The organism is Klebsiella sp. GW_Kp182 (assembly GCF_040062275.1).
GTDB classification, from domain to species: Bacteria; Pseudomonadota; Gammaproteobacteria; order Enterobacterales; family Enterobacteriaceae; genus Klebsiella; species Klebsiella michiganensis.
Window position 1 is genome coordinate 163026 of record NZ_JBEAFQ010000003.1, and the last position, 17647, is coordinate 180672.

Consider the following 17647-nt stretch of genomic DNA (forward strand, 5'->3'; position numbering starts at 1 on the left):
GACAAATTGATTAAACCAAAAAGCGATGAATAGCAAAATCTTCTCCTGTTAACCCTTCAAAACAGCGGGGAGGCGGAGTACATTATTCCGTGCTGACTTCCACGGCAGGGAGTGGCGATAACAGCTAAAAGGTCAAGGTTCATGTCCCCCATCGAAAAATCCAGCAAGTTAGATAACGTCTGTTACGACATCCGCGGCCCGGTTCTGAAAGAGGCGAAACGCCTTGAAGAAGAAGGCAATAAAGTCCTGAAGCTGAACATCGGCAACCCAGCGCCGTTTGGCTTTGACGCGCCTGACGAGATCCTCGTTGACGTTATCCGCAATCTCCCTACCTCGCAGGGCTACAGCGATTCAAAGGGCCTCTATTCCGCCCGTAAGGCCATCATGCAGCATTACCAGGCCCGCGGTATGCGTGATGTGACGGTCGAAGATATCTATATTGGTAACGGCGTTTCGGAGCTTATCGTCCAGGCCATGCAGGCGCTGCTGAACAGCGGCGATGAAATGCTGGTCCCGGCGCCGGATTATCCGCTGTGGACCGCCGCGGTCGCGCTTTCCAGCGGTAAAGCGGTGCACTATCTTTGCGATGAGTCTTCCGACTGGTTCCCGGACCTCGACGATATCCGCGCGAAAATCACCCCGCGTACCCGCGGCATCGTGATTATCAACCCGAATAACCCAACCGGCGCGGTGTACTCAAAAGAGCTGCTGATGGAGATCGTCGAGATCGCCCGCCAGCATAACCTGATTATTTTCGCCGATGAGATCTACGATAAGATCCTCTACGATGAAGCGCAGCACCACTCAATTGCGCCGCTGGCCCCGGATCTACTCACCGTTACCTTTAACGGCCTGTCAAAAACCTACCGCGTTGCCGGCTTCCGCCAGGGCTGGATGGTGCTGAACGGGCCGAAGAAACACGCAAAAGGCTATATCGAAGGCCTGGAGATGCTGGCCTCTATGCGCCTGTGCGCCAACGTCCCGGCCCAGCATGCGATCCAAACCGCTCTCGGCGGCTATCAGAGCATCAGCGAATTTATTGTTCCCGGCGGACGCTTGTATGAACAGCGTAATCGCGCCTGGGAGCTGATTAACGACATTCCGGGCGTCTCGTGCACTAAGCCGAAAGGCGCGCTGTATATGTTCCCGAAAATCGACGCTAAACGCTTTAATATTCACGATGACCAGAAGATGGTGCTCGATTTTCTGCTGCAGGAGAAAGTCCTGCTGGTTCAGGGTACCGCCTTTAACTGGCCGTGGCCGGACCACGTGCGTATTGTGACCCTTCCGCGCGAAGACGATCTTGAAATGGCAATTACCCGTTTCGGGCGTTTCCTTTCCGGCTACCACCAGCTCTGATTTTATCTGTCCAGCCGCCGGGATTTGCATCCGGCGGCAATCCCTGCGCACAATGGCACCCGACGTCGTAACTGATTAAGGGTTCCTATGAGTCAGAGTCATTTCTTTGCCCACCTCTCCCGCCTGAAACTGATCAACCGCTGGCCGCTGATGCGTAATGTGCGCACCGAAAACGTCTCCGAACACAGCTTACAGGTCGCGATGGTGGCCCATGCGCTGGCGGCGATCAAAAATCGTAAATTCGGCGGCCGGGTTAACGCCGAACGCATCGCGCTGCTGGCGATGTATCACGATGCCTCGGAAGTCCTGACCGGCGACCTGCCGACGCCGGTAAAATATTTCAATTCGCAGATCGCGCAAGAGTACAAAGCCATCGAAAAAATCGCCCAGCAGAAGCTGGTCGATATGGTTCCTGATGAACTGCGCGACATTTTTGAACCGCTGATCGATGAACATCACTACAGCGAAGAGGAAAAATCCCTTGTCAAGCAGGCGGATGCGCTTTGCGCCTACCTGAAGTGTCTGGAAGAGCTATCGGCGGGGAACAATGAATTTCTGCTGGCCAAAGGCCGCCTTGAGAAAACGCTGGAATCGCGCCGCAGCGCAGAGATGGACTACTTTATGCAGGTGTTCGTCCCGAGCTTCCATCTTTCCCTCGATGAAATCAGCCAGGATTCGCCTTTATAACCCCACACTTCCCCGGCCAGCGTCAGCCTGACCGGGGAAGGATGCCGCTGAATCAGAACGGAAACAGCACCGGGATCAGCAGGACGCACACCACCATCACCAGGAGGGTGAACGGCACGCCGATTTTGACAAAATCGCTGAATGAATATTTCCCCGGCCCCAGCACCAGGGTGTTCACCGGCGACGATACCGGGGTCATAAACGCCGCCGAGGCCGCCATGGCGACCACCATCGCAAAGGGATAAGGCGAAACGCCCATCGACTTTGCCGCGGCCAGCGCAATGGGCGCCATCAGCACCGCGGTGGCGGTATTGGAAATAAACAGGCCGATAGCCGCGCACATTACGAACAGGCAGCCAAGCATCAGGTACGGTCCTTTGCTCCCCGCCACATCCATGAGTCCCTGAACCACCAGATCCACGCCGCCGGTTTTCTGCAGCGCCAGAGCAAAAGGCATCATTCCGACAATCAAGATAATGCTCGGCCAGTGGATAGCTTTATAGGCGCTCTCGGCGTTAATACAGCGGAATTTCCCCATCAGCAGGCAGGCAATGATGGCCGCTATAGGGTTAGGAATTTCGTCAGTCAGCATCAGTGCGACCATCAGCACCAGACAGAAAATCGCGTGCGGCGCCTGGCTGTGCGCCGGCGAGGCGTCGTTGACCTCGATGGGCATATTCAGCACCACAAAGTCACGGCCCCGCTTAGCCAGCAGCGCTATCTGCCGCCAGTTGCCCACCACCAGCATGATATCGCCAAGCTGCAAGGCTTCATCGGTCACCGCGCCGTCAAGGGCTTTGCCATCGCGTTTCAGCCCCACGATGTTCAAATCAAAACGGGTACGAAAAGCGATTTCGCGCACCGACTTGCCAATCAGTTCTGAATCCGGGATCAGAGAGACTTCCGCCATCCCCACGTCCAGCGCCTGATCGGAAAAATATTCGCCGCGCAGCACCATCGGTTCGAGCATCTGCTCGCCGCAGAACTGGCGTAAATCCACGTCTGAGGCCGACATATCGATCAGCAAGACGTCGCGGGCGCGGAATTCCGATACGCCGTTAACGTTAACGATAACCCGTCGAAAGCGCCGCCAGCGCTCAACGCCGATAACGTTCGCCCCGTAGCGCTCGCGTAGCTTCAGGTCGTCCAGGCGCTGGCCAATCATCGGCGAGCCGGGGCGTATGGCCAGGCGGCGCGCGCGCCCCGTGAGATGATAATCTTTAATGAGATCGCGGAAGGTGCTTCTTTTTCGGCCATCTCGCGCTTGCTCGCCCTCTTCCCCTTTGAGCATAAAGCGCATCACCAGCATATAGAAAACGCCCAGAACCAGCACCACCAGACCTATCGGCGTAACGCTAAAAAAGCTGAATCCTTGCAGCCCTTCGCGTAAAAGTTCGCTGTTAACGACCAGGTTGGGCGGTGTGGCCACCAGGGTCATCATCCCGCTGATAAGTCCGGCAAAACTGAGCGGCATCATCAACCGCGAAGGGGAGGTGTTCATGCGCATCGACACGCTGAGCACCACGGGGATAAAAATGGCCACCACGCCGGTCGAGCTCATAAACGCCCCTAATCCGGCAACGGTTAACATCAAATAGACCAGCATTTTGGTTTCGCTGTTCCCGGCAACCTTCACCAGCCAGGAGCCCATTTTGGTGGCGACCCCGGTGCGCACCAGCCCATCGCCAATAATAAAAAGCGCGGCAATAAGAATAACGTTAGGATCGCTAAAACCGGAGAAGGCCTCGCTGAGCGTTAAAGTGTCGCTGAGGACGAAAGCGACAATCACCAGCAATGCGATAGCGTCCATGCGCACTTTTCCGGTGGCAAAGAGCACGACGGCTACGGCAAGAAGAGATAACACCCAAATCAATTCACCGTTCACAACTTATCCTTGTCAGAAGATGGAGTTGGAAGTCTGGCATAAAAAAGCCCCGCCGGCGCGGGGCTAAATCATGAGATTAATCTTTAAGGATAATATTCACGTTGCCGTCAGGCAGGCGTTCAACCTGCAGGCTCTCCAGCGTCGTTAATACTAAATCCGCTTCATCAAGACGCGGCGCATCGGCGGGCACATTGACCGCGATGGTGCGACAGCCGGCATTCAGCCCGGCGAGCAGACCGGCAGGCGCATCCTCCACGACGGCGCAATCCCCCGGCGCCAGCCCCAACAGTTCAGCCCCCAGCAGGTAGGCGTCCGGTGCGGGTTTCCCGTGCTTTACGCGCTCGGCGGTAACAAAAACCTTCGCCTCAGGCAGCCCCGCGGCACGATGACGAGCGTGGGCGACGGGTATCGAACCCGACGTCACGATCGCCCACGGAATCCCCGCCCGATCGAGCGTCCTGAGCAACGCCACCGCGCCCGGCAGCGCCGTTACGCCATCCGTATCCGTTGCTTCTACCGTTTCCAGCAGGGTGAACTCTGCCTGAATCTCCTCTTCGCTGCGGCCGGGGAGAAAATGACGCAACGAGGTTATCGCCTGTTTGCCATGAATGAAGTTCAGCACTTCATCATGAGGGATACTGAACCGATCCGCCCATTTGCACCACGAACGCTCCACAACCGGCAACGAATCGACCAATGTCCCGTCAAGATCAAACAGGAAACCTTTACACTGCACGGGAACCTCCATCAGGCGTTGATAATTTGGTTAATTTCGTTACTGCTTAAATGGTACTGACGCGGGCAGGAGTGCCAGGTGCTCAGCATGCGCTGGTATTTTTCCCACATCGGGGTCTGGGAGTTAAAACCGTGAGTGCCGGCGTCAAAGTGGCTGTAGCGCCCTTCAACGTTAACCATAAAGCGAACATAGCCGAGATAGCGGGCTTCGGTCGCCACGTCGAAGCCGAGGAAGGTGACCCGACGCTCGTCAATTCCGCTGGCATCCTTCAGGTTCGTCCAGGAGACATGCAGCGCATGATACATCTCCATGATATCAATGATGGTACGACACGTTTCCTCGGTAAGCTGGCCAAACTCGCGGTCCAGCTCGCGCATCTGCAGCCCGTATCCACGCTCAATGATGGTCTGCAGGCGGCGGTAACGTTCAGCGTTGTCCGGATCGAGCATCGTCATCATTTTGTATTGATTCGACAGAATCAGACGCTGCGCATTGGTCATTTCCATTTTTGACTCCTGTGGCACTTTTACGACGTGAAAAAAGAAGGCGCATAATTCATGCGCCTTCTTTTATATGCGTTTTCCCGATGCAATTACAAATCATCAAGGAAAGTTTTATCCAGTTGTTTGAAGGCGCGCTTAAGCGTGTCAGCTAAAGCCTGATAATCCGGCTTGCCGTCAACCGGCGTCAGCGCTTGTCCCGCCTCCTGCAGTTTACCCCGTACTTCATAAAACCAGTTCAGTATCGACGGCGGCAGCGGCGTTACCGAACGCTTACCCAGCCACCATAAGCCTTGCATCGGCAGACTCAGCGCGAACAGCGCGGTAGCCACGGCAGGGCCCAGCTGGCCGCCGAGGGCGATTTGCCAGCACAGCGTGAAAATCGCCACCGGCGGCATGATGCGAATCGCATAGCGCGTGGCGCGAATAATACGGTTTTCAATAAACACTGGGGCAAGGCGCTTATCCAGAGGCCAGGTCTTTGCATAGTGCTGCCCGTGGCGAAACAAGCCAAAAAAACTCACAGGGCGATTCTCGGGACCGGACATGGCTTACCTCAACTTTACATATAAAACTTAAAAAATTTGTGCAAAACACCAACTGTGCATGACAACGTTCAAAAGATTTTGGCAATGGCGGCCTCAATCAGGTATTCTGTGCGCACCTGAGGGGCGGTTAGACCCTTTTACCAGGTTAGTCAAATTATCGCATATTCTGCCACCGGCTGAAAATTATGCAAAATGACATAAAATCAAATGTACTTCTCTCATCGTGCCCGAAAACAGTACAAGGCATGATGTTAATCATAAATGTCGATGTCATCCTGCGCTACGCTTTGTGACACACTGACGTTTTTTTAGCCACGTATCATAAAAGGTACTTCCATGTCGAGTAAGTTAGTACTGGTTCTGAACTGCGGTAGCTCCTCTCTGAAATTCGCTATCCTTGATGCCGTCAACGGCGACGAATACCTGTCTGGTTTAGCAGAATGTTTCCATCTTCCTGAAGCCCGTATCAAATGGAAAATGGACGGCAGCAAGCAAGAAGCCGAATTAGGCGCTGGCGCTGCTCACAGTGAAGCGCTGAACTTTATCGTTAACACTATTCTGGCACAAAAACCAGAACTGTCTGCTCAGTTGACCGCAATCGGCCACCGCATCGTTCACGGTGGTGAAAAATACACCAGCTCCGTCGTTATCGATGACTCCGTGATTCAGGGAATCAAAGACTCCGCCTCTTTCGCTCCGCTGCACAACCCGGCGCACCTGATCGGTATCGCTGAGGCGCTGAAATCTTTCCCTAATCTGAAAGACAAGAACGTTGCCGTGTTCGACACCGCGTTCCATCAGACCATGCCGGAAGAATCTTACCTCTATGCCCTGCCGTACAGCCTGTACAAAGAACACGGCGTACGTCGCTACGGCGCGCACGGCACCAGCCACTTCTATGTGACTCAGGAAGCCGCGAAAGTTCTGAACAAACCGGTTGAAGAGCTGAACATCATCACCTGCCATCTGGGCAACGGTGGTTCCGTTTCCGCTATCCGCAACGGTAAATGCGTTGACACTTCCATGGGTCTGACTCCGCTGGAAGGTCTGGTTATGGGTACGCGTTCTGGCGATATCGACCCGGCAATCATTTTCCATCTGCACGATGCCCTGGGCATGAGCGTAGACGCCATCAACAAAATGCTGACCAAAGAGTCCGGTCTGCTCGGTTTGACCGAAGTGACCAGCGACTGCCGCTACGTTGAAGACAACTACCAGGAAAAAGCTGACGCTAAACGTGCCATGGACGTTTACTGCCACCGCCTGGCGAAATATATCGGCTCCTACACCGCGCTGATGGACGGTCGTCTGGACGCCGTCGTATTCACCGGTGGTATCGGTGAGAACGCCGCGATGGTTCGCGAACTGTCTCTGGGCAAACTGGGCGTACTGGGCTTTGAAGTTGATCACGAGCGCAACCTGGCTGCCCGTTTCGGCAAGTCTGGCTTCATCAACAAAGAAGGCACTCGCCCGGCTATCGTCATTCCGACCAACGAAGAGCTGGTCATCGCGCAAGACGCCAACCGTCTGACCGCCTGATTCCACACCGCCAGCCATAACCCTAAATAATTCGAGTTGCAGGAAGGCGGCGACGCAGAGAATCCCCAGGAGCGTACGAGTAGTACGTAACTGGGGTGAGCGAGTAAAGCCAACGCACATGCAACTTGAAGTATGACGGGAAGCTGGTGGTGCAGTTTTGTATCCCGCCTGATACTGGCGGTAACGAAAGAGGATATATCGTGTCCCGTACAATCATGCTGATCCCTACCGGAACCAGCGTAGGCCTGACCAGCGTCAGCCTCGGTGTTATCCGTGCTATGGAACGTAAAGGCGTTCGTCTGAGCGTCTTTAAACCTATCGCTCAACCGCGTGCCGGTGGCGATGCGCCAGACCAGACTACCACTATTATTCGCGCGAACTCCGACCTTCCGGCCGCAGAACCGCTGAAGATGAGCCACGTTGAGTCGCTGCTCTCCAGCAATCAGAAAGACGTGCTGATGGAAGAGATCATCGCCAACTACCACGCCAACGCGCAGGATGCGGAAGTGGTGCTGGTTGAAGGTCTGGTCCCGACCCGCAAACATCAGTTTGCCCAGTCTCTGAACTACGAAATCGCGAAAACGCTGAACGCTGAAATCGTTTTTGTAATGTCCCAGGGTACCGATACTCCTGAACAGCTGAAAGAGCGCATTGAGCTGACTCGCAGCAGCTTCGGCGGCGCGAAAAACACCAGCGTCACCGGCGTGATCGTCAACAAGCTGAATGCGCCGGTTGACGAACAGGGCCGTACTCGCCCTGACCTGTCGGAAATCTTCGACGACTCTTCCAAAGCAAAAGTCGTGAAGATCGATCCGGCTCAGCTGCAGAGCGGTAGCCCATTACCGGTTCTGGGCGCGGTGCCGTGGAGCTTCGATCTGATCGCCACCCGCGCGATTGATATGGCACATCACCTGAACGCCACCATCATCAACGAAGGCGACATCAATACCCGTCGCGTGAAGTCCGTCACCTTCTGTGCGCGTAGCATTCCGCACATGCTGGAACACTTCCGCGCAGGCTCCCTGCTGGTCACTTCCGCAGACCGTCCTGACGTTCTGGTCGCCGCCTGCCTGGCCGCGATGAACGGCGTGGAAATCGGCGCTATCCTGCTGACCGGCGGCTACGAAATGGACGCCCGCATCAGCAAACTGTGCGAACGCGCGTTTGCAACCGGCCTGCCGGTATTCATGGTTAACACCAACACCTGGCAAACCTCTCTGAGCCTGCAGAGCTTCAACCTGGAAGTTCCGGTTGACGATCACGAGCGCATCGAGAAAGTTCAGGAATACGTGGCTAACTATATCAACGCCGACTGGATTGAATCGCTGACCGCGACTTCCGAGCGCAGCCGTCGCCTCTCTCCGCCAGCCTTCCGCTATCAGCTTACCGAGCTGGCGCGTAAAGCAGGCAAGCGCGTCGTGCTGCCGGAAGGCAACGAGCCGCGTACCGTTAAAGCCGCGGCTATCTGCGCCGAGCGCGGTATCGCCACCTGCGTACTGCTGGGTAACCCGGATGAAATCACTCGCGTGGCCGCCTCTCAGGGCGTAGAGCTGGGCGCCGGTATTGAAATCGTTGACCCGGAAGTGGTTCGCGAAAGCTACGTTGCTCGCCTGGTCGAGCTGCGTAAGAGCAAGGGGATGACCGAAGCGGTTGCCCGCGAGCAGCTGGAAGACAACGTGGTTCTCGGCACCCTGATGCTGGAGCAGGACGAAGTTGACGGTCTGGTATCCGGCGCGGTTCACACCACCGCCAACACCATCCGTCCGCCGCTGCAGCTGATCAAAACGGCTCCGGGCAGCTCCCTGGTCTCCTCCGTATTCTTCATGCTGCTGCCGGAACAGGTTTACGTTTACGGCGACTGCGCGATCAACCCGGATCCGACCGCTGAACAGCTGGCTGAAATCGCCATCCAGTCCGCAGACTCCGCAATTGCCTTCGGCATCGAACCGCGCGTGGCCATGCTCTCCTACTCCACCGGCACCTCCGGCGCAGGCAGCGATGTAGAGAAAGTACGCGAAGCCACGCGTCTGGCGCAGGAAAAACGTCCTGACCTGATGATCGACGGCCCGCTGCAGTACGATGCGGCGGTCATGGCTGACGTTGCGAAATCCAAAGCGCCGAACTCCCCGGTTGCCGGCCGCGCGACCGTGTTCATCTTCCCGGATCTGAACACCGGTAACACCACTTACAAAGCCGTACAGCGTTCTGCCGACCTGATCTCCATCGGGCCGATGCTGCAAGGGATGCGTAAGCCGGTGAACGACCTGTCCCGTGGCGCGCTGGTTGACGATATCGTCTATACCATCGCCCTGACCGCGATTCAGTCTTCCCAGCAGCAAGCATAATCTGCCCGCTGCATGCAAAAAGGCGACCGGATGGTCGCCTTTTTTATTTACAGCAGCTCTCGCGCCGCCGAGACAATATCATGCGCCGTCAGGCCATACTCCTTCTGCAAAAACTCCTGTGTTCCCACCTGGCCGTAGCGCTCTTTCACCCCCACGCGACGCATCGGAACCGGGCAGGTCTCCACCAGTACTTCCGCCACCGCCGATCCCAGCCCGTTATGAATACTGTGGTTTTCACAGGTCACGATACGCCCGGTTTTCTCGGCATAATTTTTCACCAGCATGCGGTCGATGGGCTTCAGGGTAAACATATCAATCACCGCCGCGCTGACCCCTTCCTGCTCAAGCTGACGCGCCGCCTCAAGGGCTTCCGCCACCATGATCCCGTTGGCAATCAGGGTGATGTCGTCGCCTTCGCGCAGCACATTCCCTTTGCCGATGGTAAACGTTGAGCCCGGCGCGTACACGCTCGGCGCCTGTTTGCGGATCGTGCGTACCCAGTAAAAACCGTCGAGATCGATAAGCTGCCGCAGAATATCCTCAAACATCACCGCATCGGTCACTTCCAGCACCACCGAATGGGCCAGACCGCGCACAATCCCCATATCTTCAAACGACATATGGGTTCCGCCGTTATGGCAGGCGGTCACCCCGGCGTCAGAGGCGATCACCTTGACGTTATTCCGCTGATAATCGAGCGACATAAACAGCTGGTCGAAGCAGCGGCGGCTGGCGAAAGCGGTAAAGGTATGGACAAACGGCTTGCGTCCGGTCAACGATAGCCCGGCGGCGGTGCCGATCACGTTGGCTTCCATAATGCCGCAGTTGATGACGTGCTGCGGATGCTCCCGCGCGACGCCATCCATCGCCATGGAGTTCATCAGATCCGCTTCCAGCGCGATAATCGGGCTCCTGGCTTCAATTTGCTGCGCGACGAATCCGGCATAGACTTTACGCATCTCTACGGCATCTTTTTGCCCTGCGGGTGCAACCTTAATCATGTTCAGCCTCCAGTTGGCGAATCGTCTCGTTTAGCGTCTCTTTCATCTCCGCCGTCAGGCGTAAATGGTGGTTATTACTGAGATTCTCGAGATACGGCACGCCCTGGCCTTTCACGCTATCGAGAATAACCACGCGCGGGCGCGCATCGACGGGAGGTACGGGTTGAACCGCGGCCAGCAGCCCGGGGATGTCATCACCTTTGACGGTGACAACATCAAAACCAAAGGCGCGGAATTTATCCTCCAGGTTGAAAGCGCAAATGATTTCATCCAGCCTGCCGTCAAGCTGTAGCTTGTTCCAGTCAACAAACACGGTCAGATTATTCAGACGGTGATGGGCAATAAACTGAAAGGCCTCCCAGCACTGGCCTTCATTCAGCTCGCCGTCGCCAACGATACAGAACACGCGATTCGCCCGCCCCGCCAGCTTATGCGACAGCGCCATGCCGCCGGCGATGGAAATCCCCTGCCCCAGCGAGCCCGTAGTGGCGTCCACCCCACGCGTTTTCAGCCGGTCCGGATGGCTTGGCAGCCGCGTACCGTTCTGGTTTAGTGTGCTCAGCTCCTCCATCGGGAAATACCCCTTAATCGCTAACGTACTGTACAGCGCGGGGCCGGCATGACCTTTTGATAACACAAAGTAGTCGCGCTCTGGCCAGTCCGGGTCCGCGGGATCAATTTTCATCACCGCGCCGTACAGTACCGCCAGCGTCTCCACGACCGACATACTGCCGCCGTAGTGGCCGAAACCGAGGTCCGTCAGCGATTTCAGGGTAGCGACGCGAATGTCCCGCGCCAGGTTAGTCACTTCTTGCACATTCATGATTTCGCTCCGCTGTTCTCCTGCGCGCCGCCGCCCACAGGTTTCTTTTTCACAAAAACGTTGTACGCCACCAGCAGCACAAACAACGCCACAACAAGGCCGGTAATCGCAAAGGGCGACAGGTAGCGGGCCAGGTTACCCAGCACGATACCCACGGCGCCGAAATCTGCATCCGAGAAAGTGGTGTTGGCAAAGCCAATCGCCCCCAGTACCGGCAGCAGCAGCACCGGCAGGAAGGTGATCAGCAGGCCGTTGGCAAACGCGCCAATCATCGCCCCGCGCCGCCCGCCGGTGGCGTTGCCAAAGACCCCTGCGGTCGCGCCGGTAAAGAAATGCGGCACCACGCCGGGCAGGATCAGCACCCATTTAAACTGCCCGCAGAGGAACAGCCCGACCAGACCGCCGAGGAAACTAAACAGGAAGCCAATCAGCACCGCGTTGGGCGCGTAGGGGTAAACGACCGGGCAGTCCAGCGCCGGACGGGCGTTGGGCACCAGCTTTTCTGAAAATCCGGTAAAGGCCGGCACGATTTCCGCGAGGATCAGACGTACCCCTTGCAGGATGATGAACACCCCGGCGGCGAAGGTAATCGCCATAATGATGGCGTAAACCAGATAGTTCTGGCCTCCGCTAAAGGTGCTTTCCACGTACTCGCGCCCCGCGCTCACCGCCATAATCAGATAAATGATCATCATGGTCAGCGAAATGGAGATGGAGCTGTCGCGCAGGAAGCTCAGGTTTTTCGGCAGGTTCATCTCTTCAGTTGAACGCGATCCTTTACCGCAGACGCTACCGATCCAACCCGACAGCACATAGCCCAGGGTGCCGAAATGGCCGAAAGCTATATCATCCGTGCCGGTAATACGTTTCATATAGCGCTGGGCCAGCGCCGGGAAGAACGCCATCACCAGCCCGAGGATCAGGGAGCCGGTAAAGACCAGCCCGACGCCTTCGAAACCCGCCACGGTAAGAATCACGCCGATCATACAGGCCATATAGAAAGTGTGGTGACCGGTCAGGAAGATATACTTCAGACGCGTAAACCGGGCGACCACAATATTCGCTACCATCCCGAACGCCATAATCAGCGCGGTTGAAGCACCGTATTTTTCCAGGGCAATAGAAACAATCGCCTCATTATTAGGAATAATGCCCTGAATATTAAAAGCATGTTCAAACATGCCCCCCAGCGGATTCAGCGAACCGACTAATACCGTCGCGCCGCCGCCAAGAACAATAAAACCCAGAATTGTTTTAATGGTTCCCTTGACGACATCGGAGAAAGATTTCTTTTGCGCTACCAGACCAATTAACGCAATTAAACCGACCAGCACCGAGGGTACTTTTAGAATATCAACAACAAAATTCAGCGTTTCAAGGATAAACATATCCACCTCGCTATCAATAATTATTGTCTGGCGAACCACGCGCGCAGCTGCGCTTCGAGTTCGTTAATATCGATGATGTTAGTAATCACCACCAGCTGGCTTTCCGGCACGCTGGCGCTGGCGGCAATGTCTTTTGCCATCACGAATAAATCCGCCGCGCCCGGCGTTGCCGACGACAGATCGGAGTGCTCTACCTCGGCCTCGATATCGAGTTTTTTAAGCACTTTTTTTATATTCATCTCAACCATAAAACTACTGCCCAGGCCAGAGCCGCAAATTGCCATAATTTTCATTGTTATCACCTTTTTTGGGTAGAGTACGTCCGCATCACGCAGGCGCGTAATGGGTTATAAGCCGGATAATAAAATTGAATCAGTAGCGCGCGATGATCGTTTTTATCTCCTCAATATTGGTTGCCTGATGTAATTTATTCATATCTTCATCGCTGGAAAATAATTCCGCCAGGGCAGAAATCATTTCGATATGGCTATGTTTATCCGGCGCCGCAAGCATAATGATAATATCAACCGGGTCGAACTCCTCAGAGCCAAACGATACCCCTTGTTGCAGTTTCAACAGCGACAGCCCCAGGCCCTTCGCGCCCTCCTCAGGCCGCGCATGCGGCATCGCCAGTCCCGGGGCCAGCACGTAGTACGGCCCGAGCCGCTGGTGCTGCTCCACGATGGCCGTCACGTAGGCAGGTTCGATAACGTCGGCCTTCAGCAGCGGCCGGGCGCAGATGTCCAGCGCCTGTGGCCAGGTCTCTACGCTTTGCCGCAGCGCGATGGTGGCATCAGAGAGCCAAGTCTTGAGCATTTTGTCCCGCCTCTTTTAGCAAAAGATGGGCAAACTTTATGCAAGCAGCCAATAGTTATCTGCGAGAACGATCACAAAGATAGCGCTACCAATGCTGAACATTCAGATTTGTGATAGCGCTATCAATTCGTAATCATCCCATCAAAACGCAGCAAAAAGGCCCGTTTAAGGCGTATACTCCCTGACACGTGAAGTAATGGATGATAATAAAAACGTCTGTTTAGCAGGAATATGTATGTCTCTAACCCGAAAACGGCGTAGTACCGGTAAAGTCACGATCGCCGATGTTGCTCAGCTGGCTGGTGTGGGAACCATGACCGTGTCCCGCGCCCTTCGCACGCCGGAACAGGTTTCCGATAAGCTACGTGAAAAAATCGAAGCGGCGGTGCAAGAGCTAGGGTACATGCCTAATCTCGCCGCCAGCGCGCTGGCGTCTGCCTCCTCAAGAACCATCGCGATGGTGGTGCCAAATCTTGCAGAGGCGGGCTGTTCGGCGATGTTTGCCGGGCTTCAGCAGGTATTACAGCCGGCAGGGTATCAAATCATGCTGGCAGAATCGCTGCACCGTCTGGAGCAGGAAGAAAAGCTGCTGGAAACGCTGCTGGCCTCTAACATCGCCGCCGCCATTCTGCTTAGCGTTGAACACAGCGATACCGTACGCCACTGGCTGAAGAACGCCTCGATTCCGGTGGTGGAGATGGGCGCAATGCGCGCCGATCCGATCGACATGAATATTGGCATTGATAACGTAGCGGCGATGTTCGAGCTGACCGAGATGCTTATCCACCGCGGCTATCAGAATATCGGTCTGCTGTGCGCCAATCAGGAACAGTGGATTTTTCAGCAGCATTTGCAGGGGTGGTATAAAGCCATGCTGCGCCATCATATGTCGCCTAACCGGGTAATTAACGCCGCGCTGCCCGCCAACTTTTCCACCGGCGCTTCACAGCTGCCGGAGTTTTTGCTGGCATGGCCGGAGCTGGATGCGCTGGTTTGCGTTTCCGATGAGCTGGCATGCGGAGCGCTGTATGAATGTCAGCGTCGGCGCATAAAGGTACCGGATGATTTAGCCGTCGTCGGTTTTGGCGACAGCGACGTGAGCCGGGTCTGCCAGCCGCCGTTAACGACCATGGCGGTACCGCACCATAAGATTGGTATAGAAGCCGGGCGCGCCCTTCTGGAGCGTCTTACTGAGGGAAACTGGAGCGACAGAAAGCCCATCGCGTCCAGTTTATGCATGAGGGACAGCTGTTAGAAAACTACTCAGCCTCTTCCTGCTTTTCGCTTTTTGCTGACTCATTATTCGCATTGCGGGTCATCCACAGCGCCAGCGCTTTTAATGAGTCCGGAGTGAACTCATCGCAGCGGGCGGTGATCTCTTCCGGCGTCAGCCAGCACACTTCGCTCACTTCTTCTTCCTGCAGCGCGAACGGGCCGTGCGATACGCAGCTAAACAGGCCGCCCCAGACGCGGCAGTGTTTATCTTCGTAGTAGAACTGCCCGTGGTCAGCAAAAGGCACGCCGGCAATACCGAGCTCTTCTTCCGCCTCACGGCGCGCGGATTCCAGCATTTGCTCGTCAGCCTGCACCACGCCGCCGGCGGTGGCGTCCAGCATACCCGGCTGGAAATCTTTTGTTTCGGTACGACGCTGCACCAGGATTTTGCCCATCCCATCATGAACAACAATGTAGGTCGCTCGATGACGCAGGCACTCCGCACGCATTTGTTCGCGGCTGGACTGTGCTATCACCTCATTGTTTTCATTAACAATATCGACCCATTCTGTGCTTGCCAAATGATTCTGTTCCGCCATCAGGAAACCTTACTTTTTAAAGCGCTCTTGCGGCGCGTCTATACGGTTGAGGGGTAAATTACGGGTAAATTGCGACCTCTGCAATAACCTGATTATCATCGAGTGCTAAAACCTGCAATTGCCCCTCGTTCAGAAGACCGTAGCTGGCGGTAAATCCCCCTTTAGGGATGCTGACCGAGCCGGGATTGAAGAGAAAAATCTCGCCGCGTTTCTCGGCAACCGGAATATGAGTATGGCCATAAGCCAGCACATCGCCAGCGGCGAGAGGAGGCAAATTTTCGGGGCTATACAGATGCCCGTGGGTCAGAAACAGACGGGTTCGCGCGCTCAAAACCTGCTGCCAGGGGGCGGTAATGGGGAACCGCAGCAGCATTTGATCGACTTCGCTGTCGCAGTTGCCGCGTACGGCAATCACCCGCTCCGCCACGCTATTTAGCGCCTCCGCGACCTGGGCCGGCGCATAGCCTTCGGGAAGGGCGTTACGCGGCCCGTGATTGAGCACATCGCCGAGGATAACCAGCCACTGCGCCCCACTGCGCGCGAACAGCGCAAGCACGCGTTCAGCGGCAGGCAGAGAGCCGTGGATATCCGAGGCAAACATCAGCTTCATACATTTCATCTCCACGCATTACGATGCCGCTATGATAACGGAACCGCTGGCGCTTATCAGCCCGCGCGTTTGGCTGAGAGTGCGACGTAGCGCTGAACCGACGCCCGCTGCCACTGGAAGGTGGCGTAATCCACCAGCGCGGCGGGAACCTCATCGCCGTTCAGGACCAGGCGATTGAGCATCAGCGCCAGGTCGGTATCGGCAATGGACCATTCGCCAAATAGATTCTGCCCGCCATGGGACAGCAGAACGCCAGCCGTTGCAAACAGCTTGTCGGCGCTTTTTTTCCCGGCTTCGCTGAGCGGAGGTTTCTTTGCTGCGGCAAAGACCACGTCCGTGGAGCGCTCTTCGCGAATCGTCATTAAATCGCTACGCAGCCAGGCCTGCACCTGACGCGCCCGCGCGCGCTTTTGCAGGTCATGCGGGTAAAGCCGCTCCCATTCCGGGGGCGCAAAGCGCTCATCCAGATATTCGGTAATCGCGGAGGATTCGCTCAGGAAGAATTCCCCGATCTCCAGCAGCGGTACGCGACGCGTCGCGCTGTAGCCTTTCCAGCCGCTTTGCAAATGTTCGCCGCTGTCGAGGTTAACGGTTTTCAGGGTAAAAGGCAGGCTCTTTTCCTGCAGGGCAACGTATACGGACATCACATATGGCGAGAAAAAATCGGCGTCGGACCACAGGGTAATCGCGGGCTGGCTCATAGCATCCTCAATGGCTAATGTAATGGGGCGATACGCCAACATATCCTGTCTTTCAGATGATGTCACTGACCGCCACGCTGAGGATCTTACATACTTCTCAGGGGGTGAACGCGATCGGCGAAAGTCATCCAGGATGAGGCAAACCTGTCGGATGATGCCAGTTCACCTATACTCGAAAAGTTTGCGACCTGTGACGGCGAGGAATTTTCATGATCGATTTTTACTACGCACCCACTCCTAATGGCCACAAAATCACGTTATTCCTCGAAGAAGCGCAGCTGGCGTATCGCCTCATCCGGGTGGATATCGGCAAGGGGGAACAGTTTCATCCGCAGTTTCTCGCGATCTCACCCAACAACAAGATCCCGGCGATCGTTGACCACGCTCCCGCCGACGGTGGTGGCCCATTAAGCCTGTTTGAATCCGGCGCCATCCTGCTCTATCTGGCTGAAAAAACGGGAAAATTACTGAGCGGCGAGCTCCGCGAGCGCCACGTCACCCTACAGTGGTTATTCTGGCAGGTCGGCGGGTTGGGGCCGATGCTCGGACAAAATCATCACTTCAACCACTTTGCTCCGCAGGCGGTGCCCTACGCCATTGAGCGCTATCAGGTGGAAACGCAGCGCCTGTATGGCGTGCTCAATCGGCGCCTTGGCGAGAGTCCCTGGCTTGGCGGCAATCACTACAGCATCGCCGATATCGCCTGCTGGCCGTGGGTGAATGCCCATCAGCGCCAGCGTATCGACCTTGCCAATTTCCCGGCGGTGCATAACTGGTTTGAACGCATTCGCCAGCGCCCGGCCACCGTTGAAGCGCTTCTGAAAACAGAAGCCCATTAACCCCCTGCTCGCCCGGGAAGCTTTGATGTATGATTGCGGAAATTACTACACGGAGG

The 17647-nt window shown here is 55.9% G+C and carries 18 protein-coding genes; 6 read left to right on the plus strand and 12 right to left on the minus strand.

What is annotated here, in order from left to right:
* Positions 1-141 precede the first annotated feature (141 nt).
* Positions 142-1359 (plus strand): alanine transaminase AlaA, encoded by a 1218-nt coding sequence (gene alaA, locus ABLU88_RS05155; protein WP_004852849.1) that lies wholly within the window; start codon positions 142-144, stop codon positions 1357-1359.
* A gap of 87 nt (positions 1360-1446) precedes the next feature.
* Positions 1447-2046, plus strand: coding sequence for a 5'-deoxynucleotidase (gene yfbR, locus ABLU88_RS05160; protein ID WP_004852850.1), 600 nt, complete (start codon positions 1447-1449; stop codon positions 2044-2046).
* 52 nt (positions 2047-2098) lie between these two features.
* On the opposite strand, the gene ABLU88_RS05165 is transcribed toward yfbR, so the two are convergent.
* The 4 genes from ABLU88_RS05165 to yfbV form a co-directional block, all read right to left on the minus strand.
* Entirely contained in the window at positions 2099-3931 is a 1833-nt protein-coding gene (locus ABLU88_RS05165) for an SLC13 family permease (RefSeq protein WP_014230256.1), read from the minus strand.
* A gap of 76 nt (positions 3932-4007) precedes the next feature.
* The gene (locus tag ABLU88_RS05170; protein WP_009654668.1) at positions 4008-4667 is read right to left on the minus strand and encodes a sugar phosphatase; all 660 of its coding nucleotides are present in this window, start codon (positions 4665-4667) and stop codon (positions 4008-4010) included.
* 11 nt (positions 4668-4678) lie between these two features.
* Complete coding sequence (locus ABLU88_RS05175; protein WP_004123152.1) at positions 4679-5173, minus strand: YfbU family protein; 495 nt, start codon at positions 5171-5173, stop codon at positions 4679-4681.
* Between the two features lie 86 nt (positions 5174-5259).
* On the minus strand, positions 5260-5715 hold the full coding sequence (yfbV, locus tag ABLU88_RS05180) for a terminus macrodomain insulation protein YfbV (protein WP_004104090.1): 456 nt from the start codon (positions 5713-5715) through the stop codon (positions 5260-5262).
* A 336-nt stretch (positions 5716-6051) separates the two neighbouring features.
* On the opposite strand from yfbV, the gene ackA reads away from it, so the two are divergent.
* Entirely contained in the window at positions 6052-7254 is a 1203-nt protein-coding gene (gene ackA, locus ABLU88_RS05185) for an acetate kinase (RefSeq protein ID WP_004123156.1), read from the plus strand.
* 200 nt (positions 7255-7454) lie between these two features.
* Positions 7455-9599, plus strand: coding sequence for a phosphate acetyltransferase (gene pta, locus ABLU88_RS05190; RefSeq protein WP_014230257.1), 2145 nt, complete (start codon positions 7455-7457; stop codon positions 9597-9599).
* Positions 9600-9646: 47 nt separating this feature from the next.
* Here pta and ABLU88_RS05195 read toward each other — a convergent pair whose 3' ends face one another.
* The 5 genes from ABLU88_RS05195 to ABLU88_RS05215 all read right to left on the minus strand — a co-directional run bounded on the left by ABLU88_RS05195 (position 9647) and on the right by ABLU88_RS05215 (position 13627).
* Complete coding sequence (locus tag ABLU88_RS05195) at positions 9647-10600, minus strand: transketolase family protein (RefSeq protein ID WP_348836195.1); 954 nt, start codon at positions 10598-10600, stop codon at positions 9647-9649.
* Positions 10593-11423, minus strand: coding sequence for a transketolase (locus ABLU88_RS05200; protein ID WP_014230259.1), 831 nt, complete (start codon positions 11421-11423; stop codon positions 10593-10595). The genes ABLU88_RS05195 and ABLU88_RS05200 overlap by 8 nt, the downstream gene beginning before the upstream one ends.
* Positions 11420-12811 carry a PTS ascorbate transporter subunit IIC gene (locus tag ABLU88_RS05205; RefSeq protein ID WP_004852862.1) on the minus strand — a complete coding sequence of 464 codons (1392 nt, stop codon included), beginning with the start codon at positions 12809-12811 and terminating at the stop codon, positions 11420-11422. The genes ABLU88_RS05200 and ABLU88_RS05205 overlap by 4 nt, the downstream gene beginning before the upstream one ends.
* Before the next feature lie 20 nt (positions 12812-12831).
* Positions 12832-13104, minus strand: coding sequence for a PTS sugar transporter subunit IIB (locus tag ABLU88_RS05210; RefSeq protein WP_004870916.1), 273 nt, complete (start codon positions 13102-13104; stop codon positions 12832-12834).
* 79 nt (positions 13105-13183) lie between these two features.
* On the minus strand, positions 13184-13627 hold the full coding sequence (locus tag ABLU88_RS05215; protein WP_032750745.1) for a PTS sugar transporter subunit IIA: 444 nt from the start codon (positions 13625-13627) through the stop codon (positions 13184-13186).
* A gap of 235 nt (positions 13628-13862) precedes the next feature.
* Between ABLU88_RS05215 and ABLU88_RS05220 the strand changes: the two genes are divergently transcribed.
* Positions 13863-14882, plus strand: a complete 1020-nt coding sequence (locus ABLU88_RS05220) for a LacI family DNA-binding transcriptional regulator (protein WP_004852866.1) — start codon at positions 13863-13865, stop codon at positions 14880-14882.
* A 4-nt stretch (positions 14883-14886) separates the two neighbouring features.
* On the opposite strand, the gene yfcD is transcribed toward ABLU88_RS05220, so the two are convergent.
* The 3 genes from yfcD to yfcF are packed head-to-tail and all read right to left on the minus strand — an operon-like array spanning position 14887 to position 16752.
* Positions 14887-15441 (minus strand): NUDIX hydrolase YfcD, encoded by a 555-nt coding sequence (yfcD, locus tag ABLU88_RS05225; protein ID WP_004852867.1) that lies wholly within the window; start codon positions 15439-15441, stop codon positions 14887-14889.
* A gap of 58 nt (positions 15442-15499) precedes the next feature.
* Entirely contained in the window at positions 15500-16051 is a 552-nt protein-coding gene (gene yfcE / locus ABLU88_RS05230; RefSeq protein WP_014230262.1) for a phosphodiesterase, read from the minus strand.
* 56 nt (positions 16052-16107) lie between these two features.
* Positions 16108-16752 (minus strand): glutathione transferase, encoded by a 645-nt coding sequence (gene yfcF, locus ABLU88_RS05235; protein WP_014230263.1) that lies wholly within the window; start codon positions 16750-16752, stop codon positions 16108-16110.
* Between the two features lie 209 nt (positions 16753-16961).
* Between yfcF and yfcG the strand changes: the two genes are divergently transcribed.
* Positions 16962-17591: a GSH-dependent disulfide bond oxidoreductase gene (gene yfcG, locus ABLU88_RS05240; protein WP_025106668.1), complete on the plus strand. Its 630-nt coding sequence runs from the start codon at positions 16962-16964 to the stop codon at positions 17589-17591.
* Positions 17592-17647 lie beyond the last annotated feature (56 nt).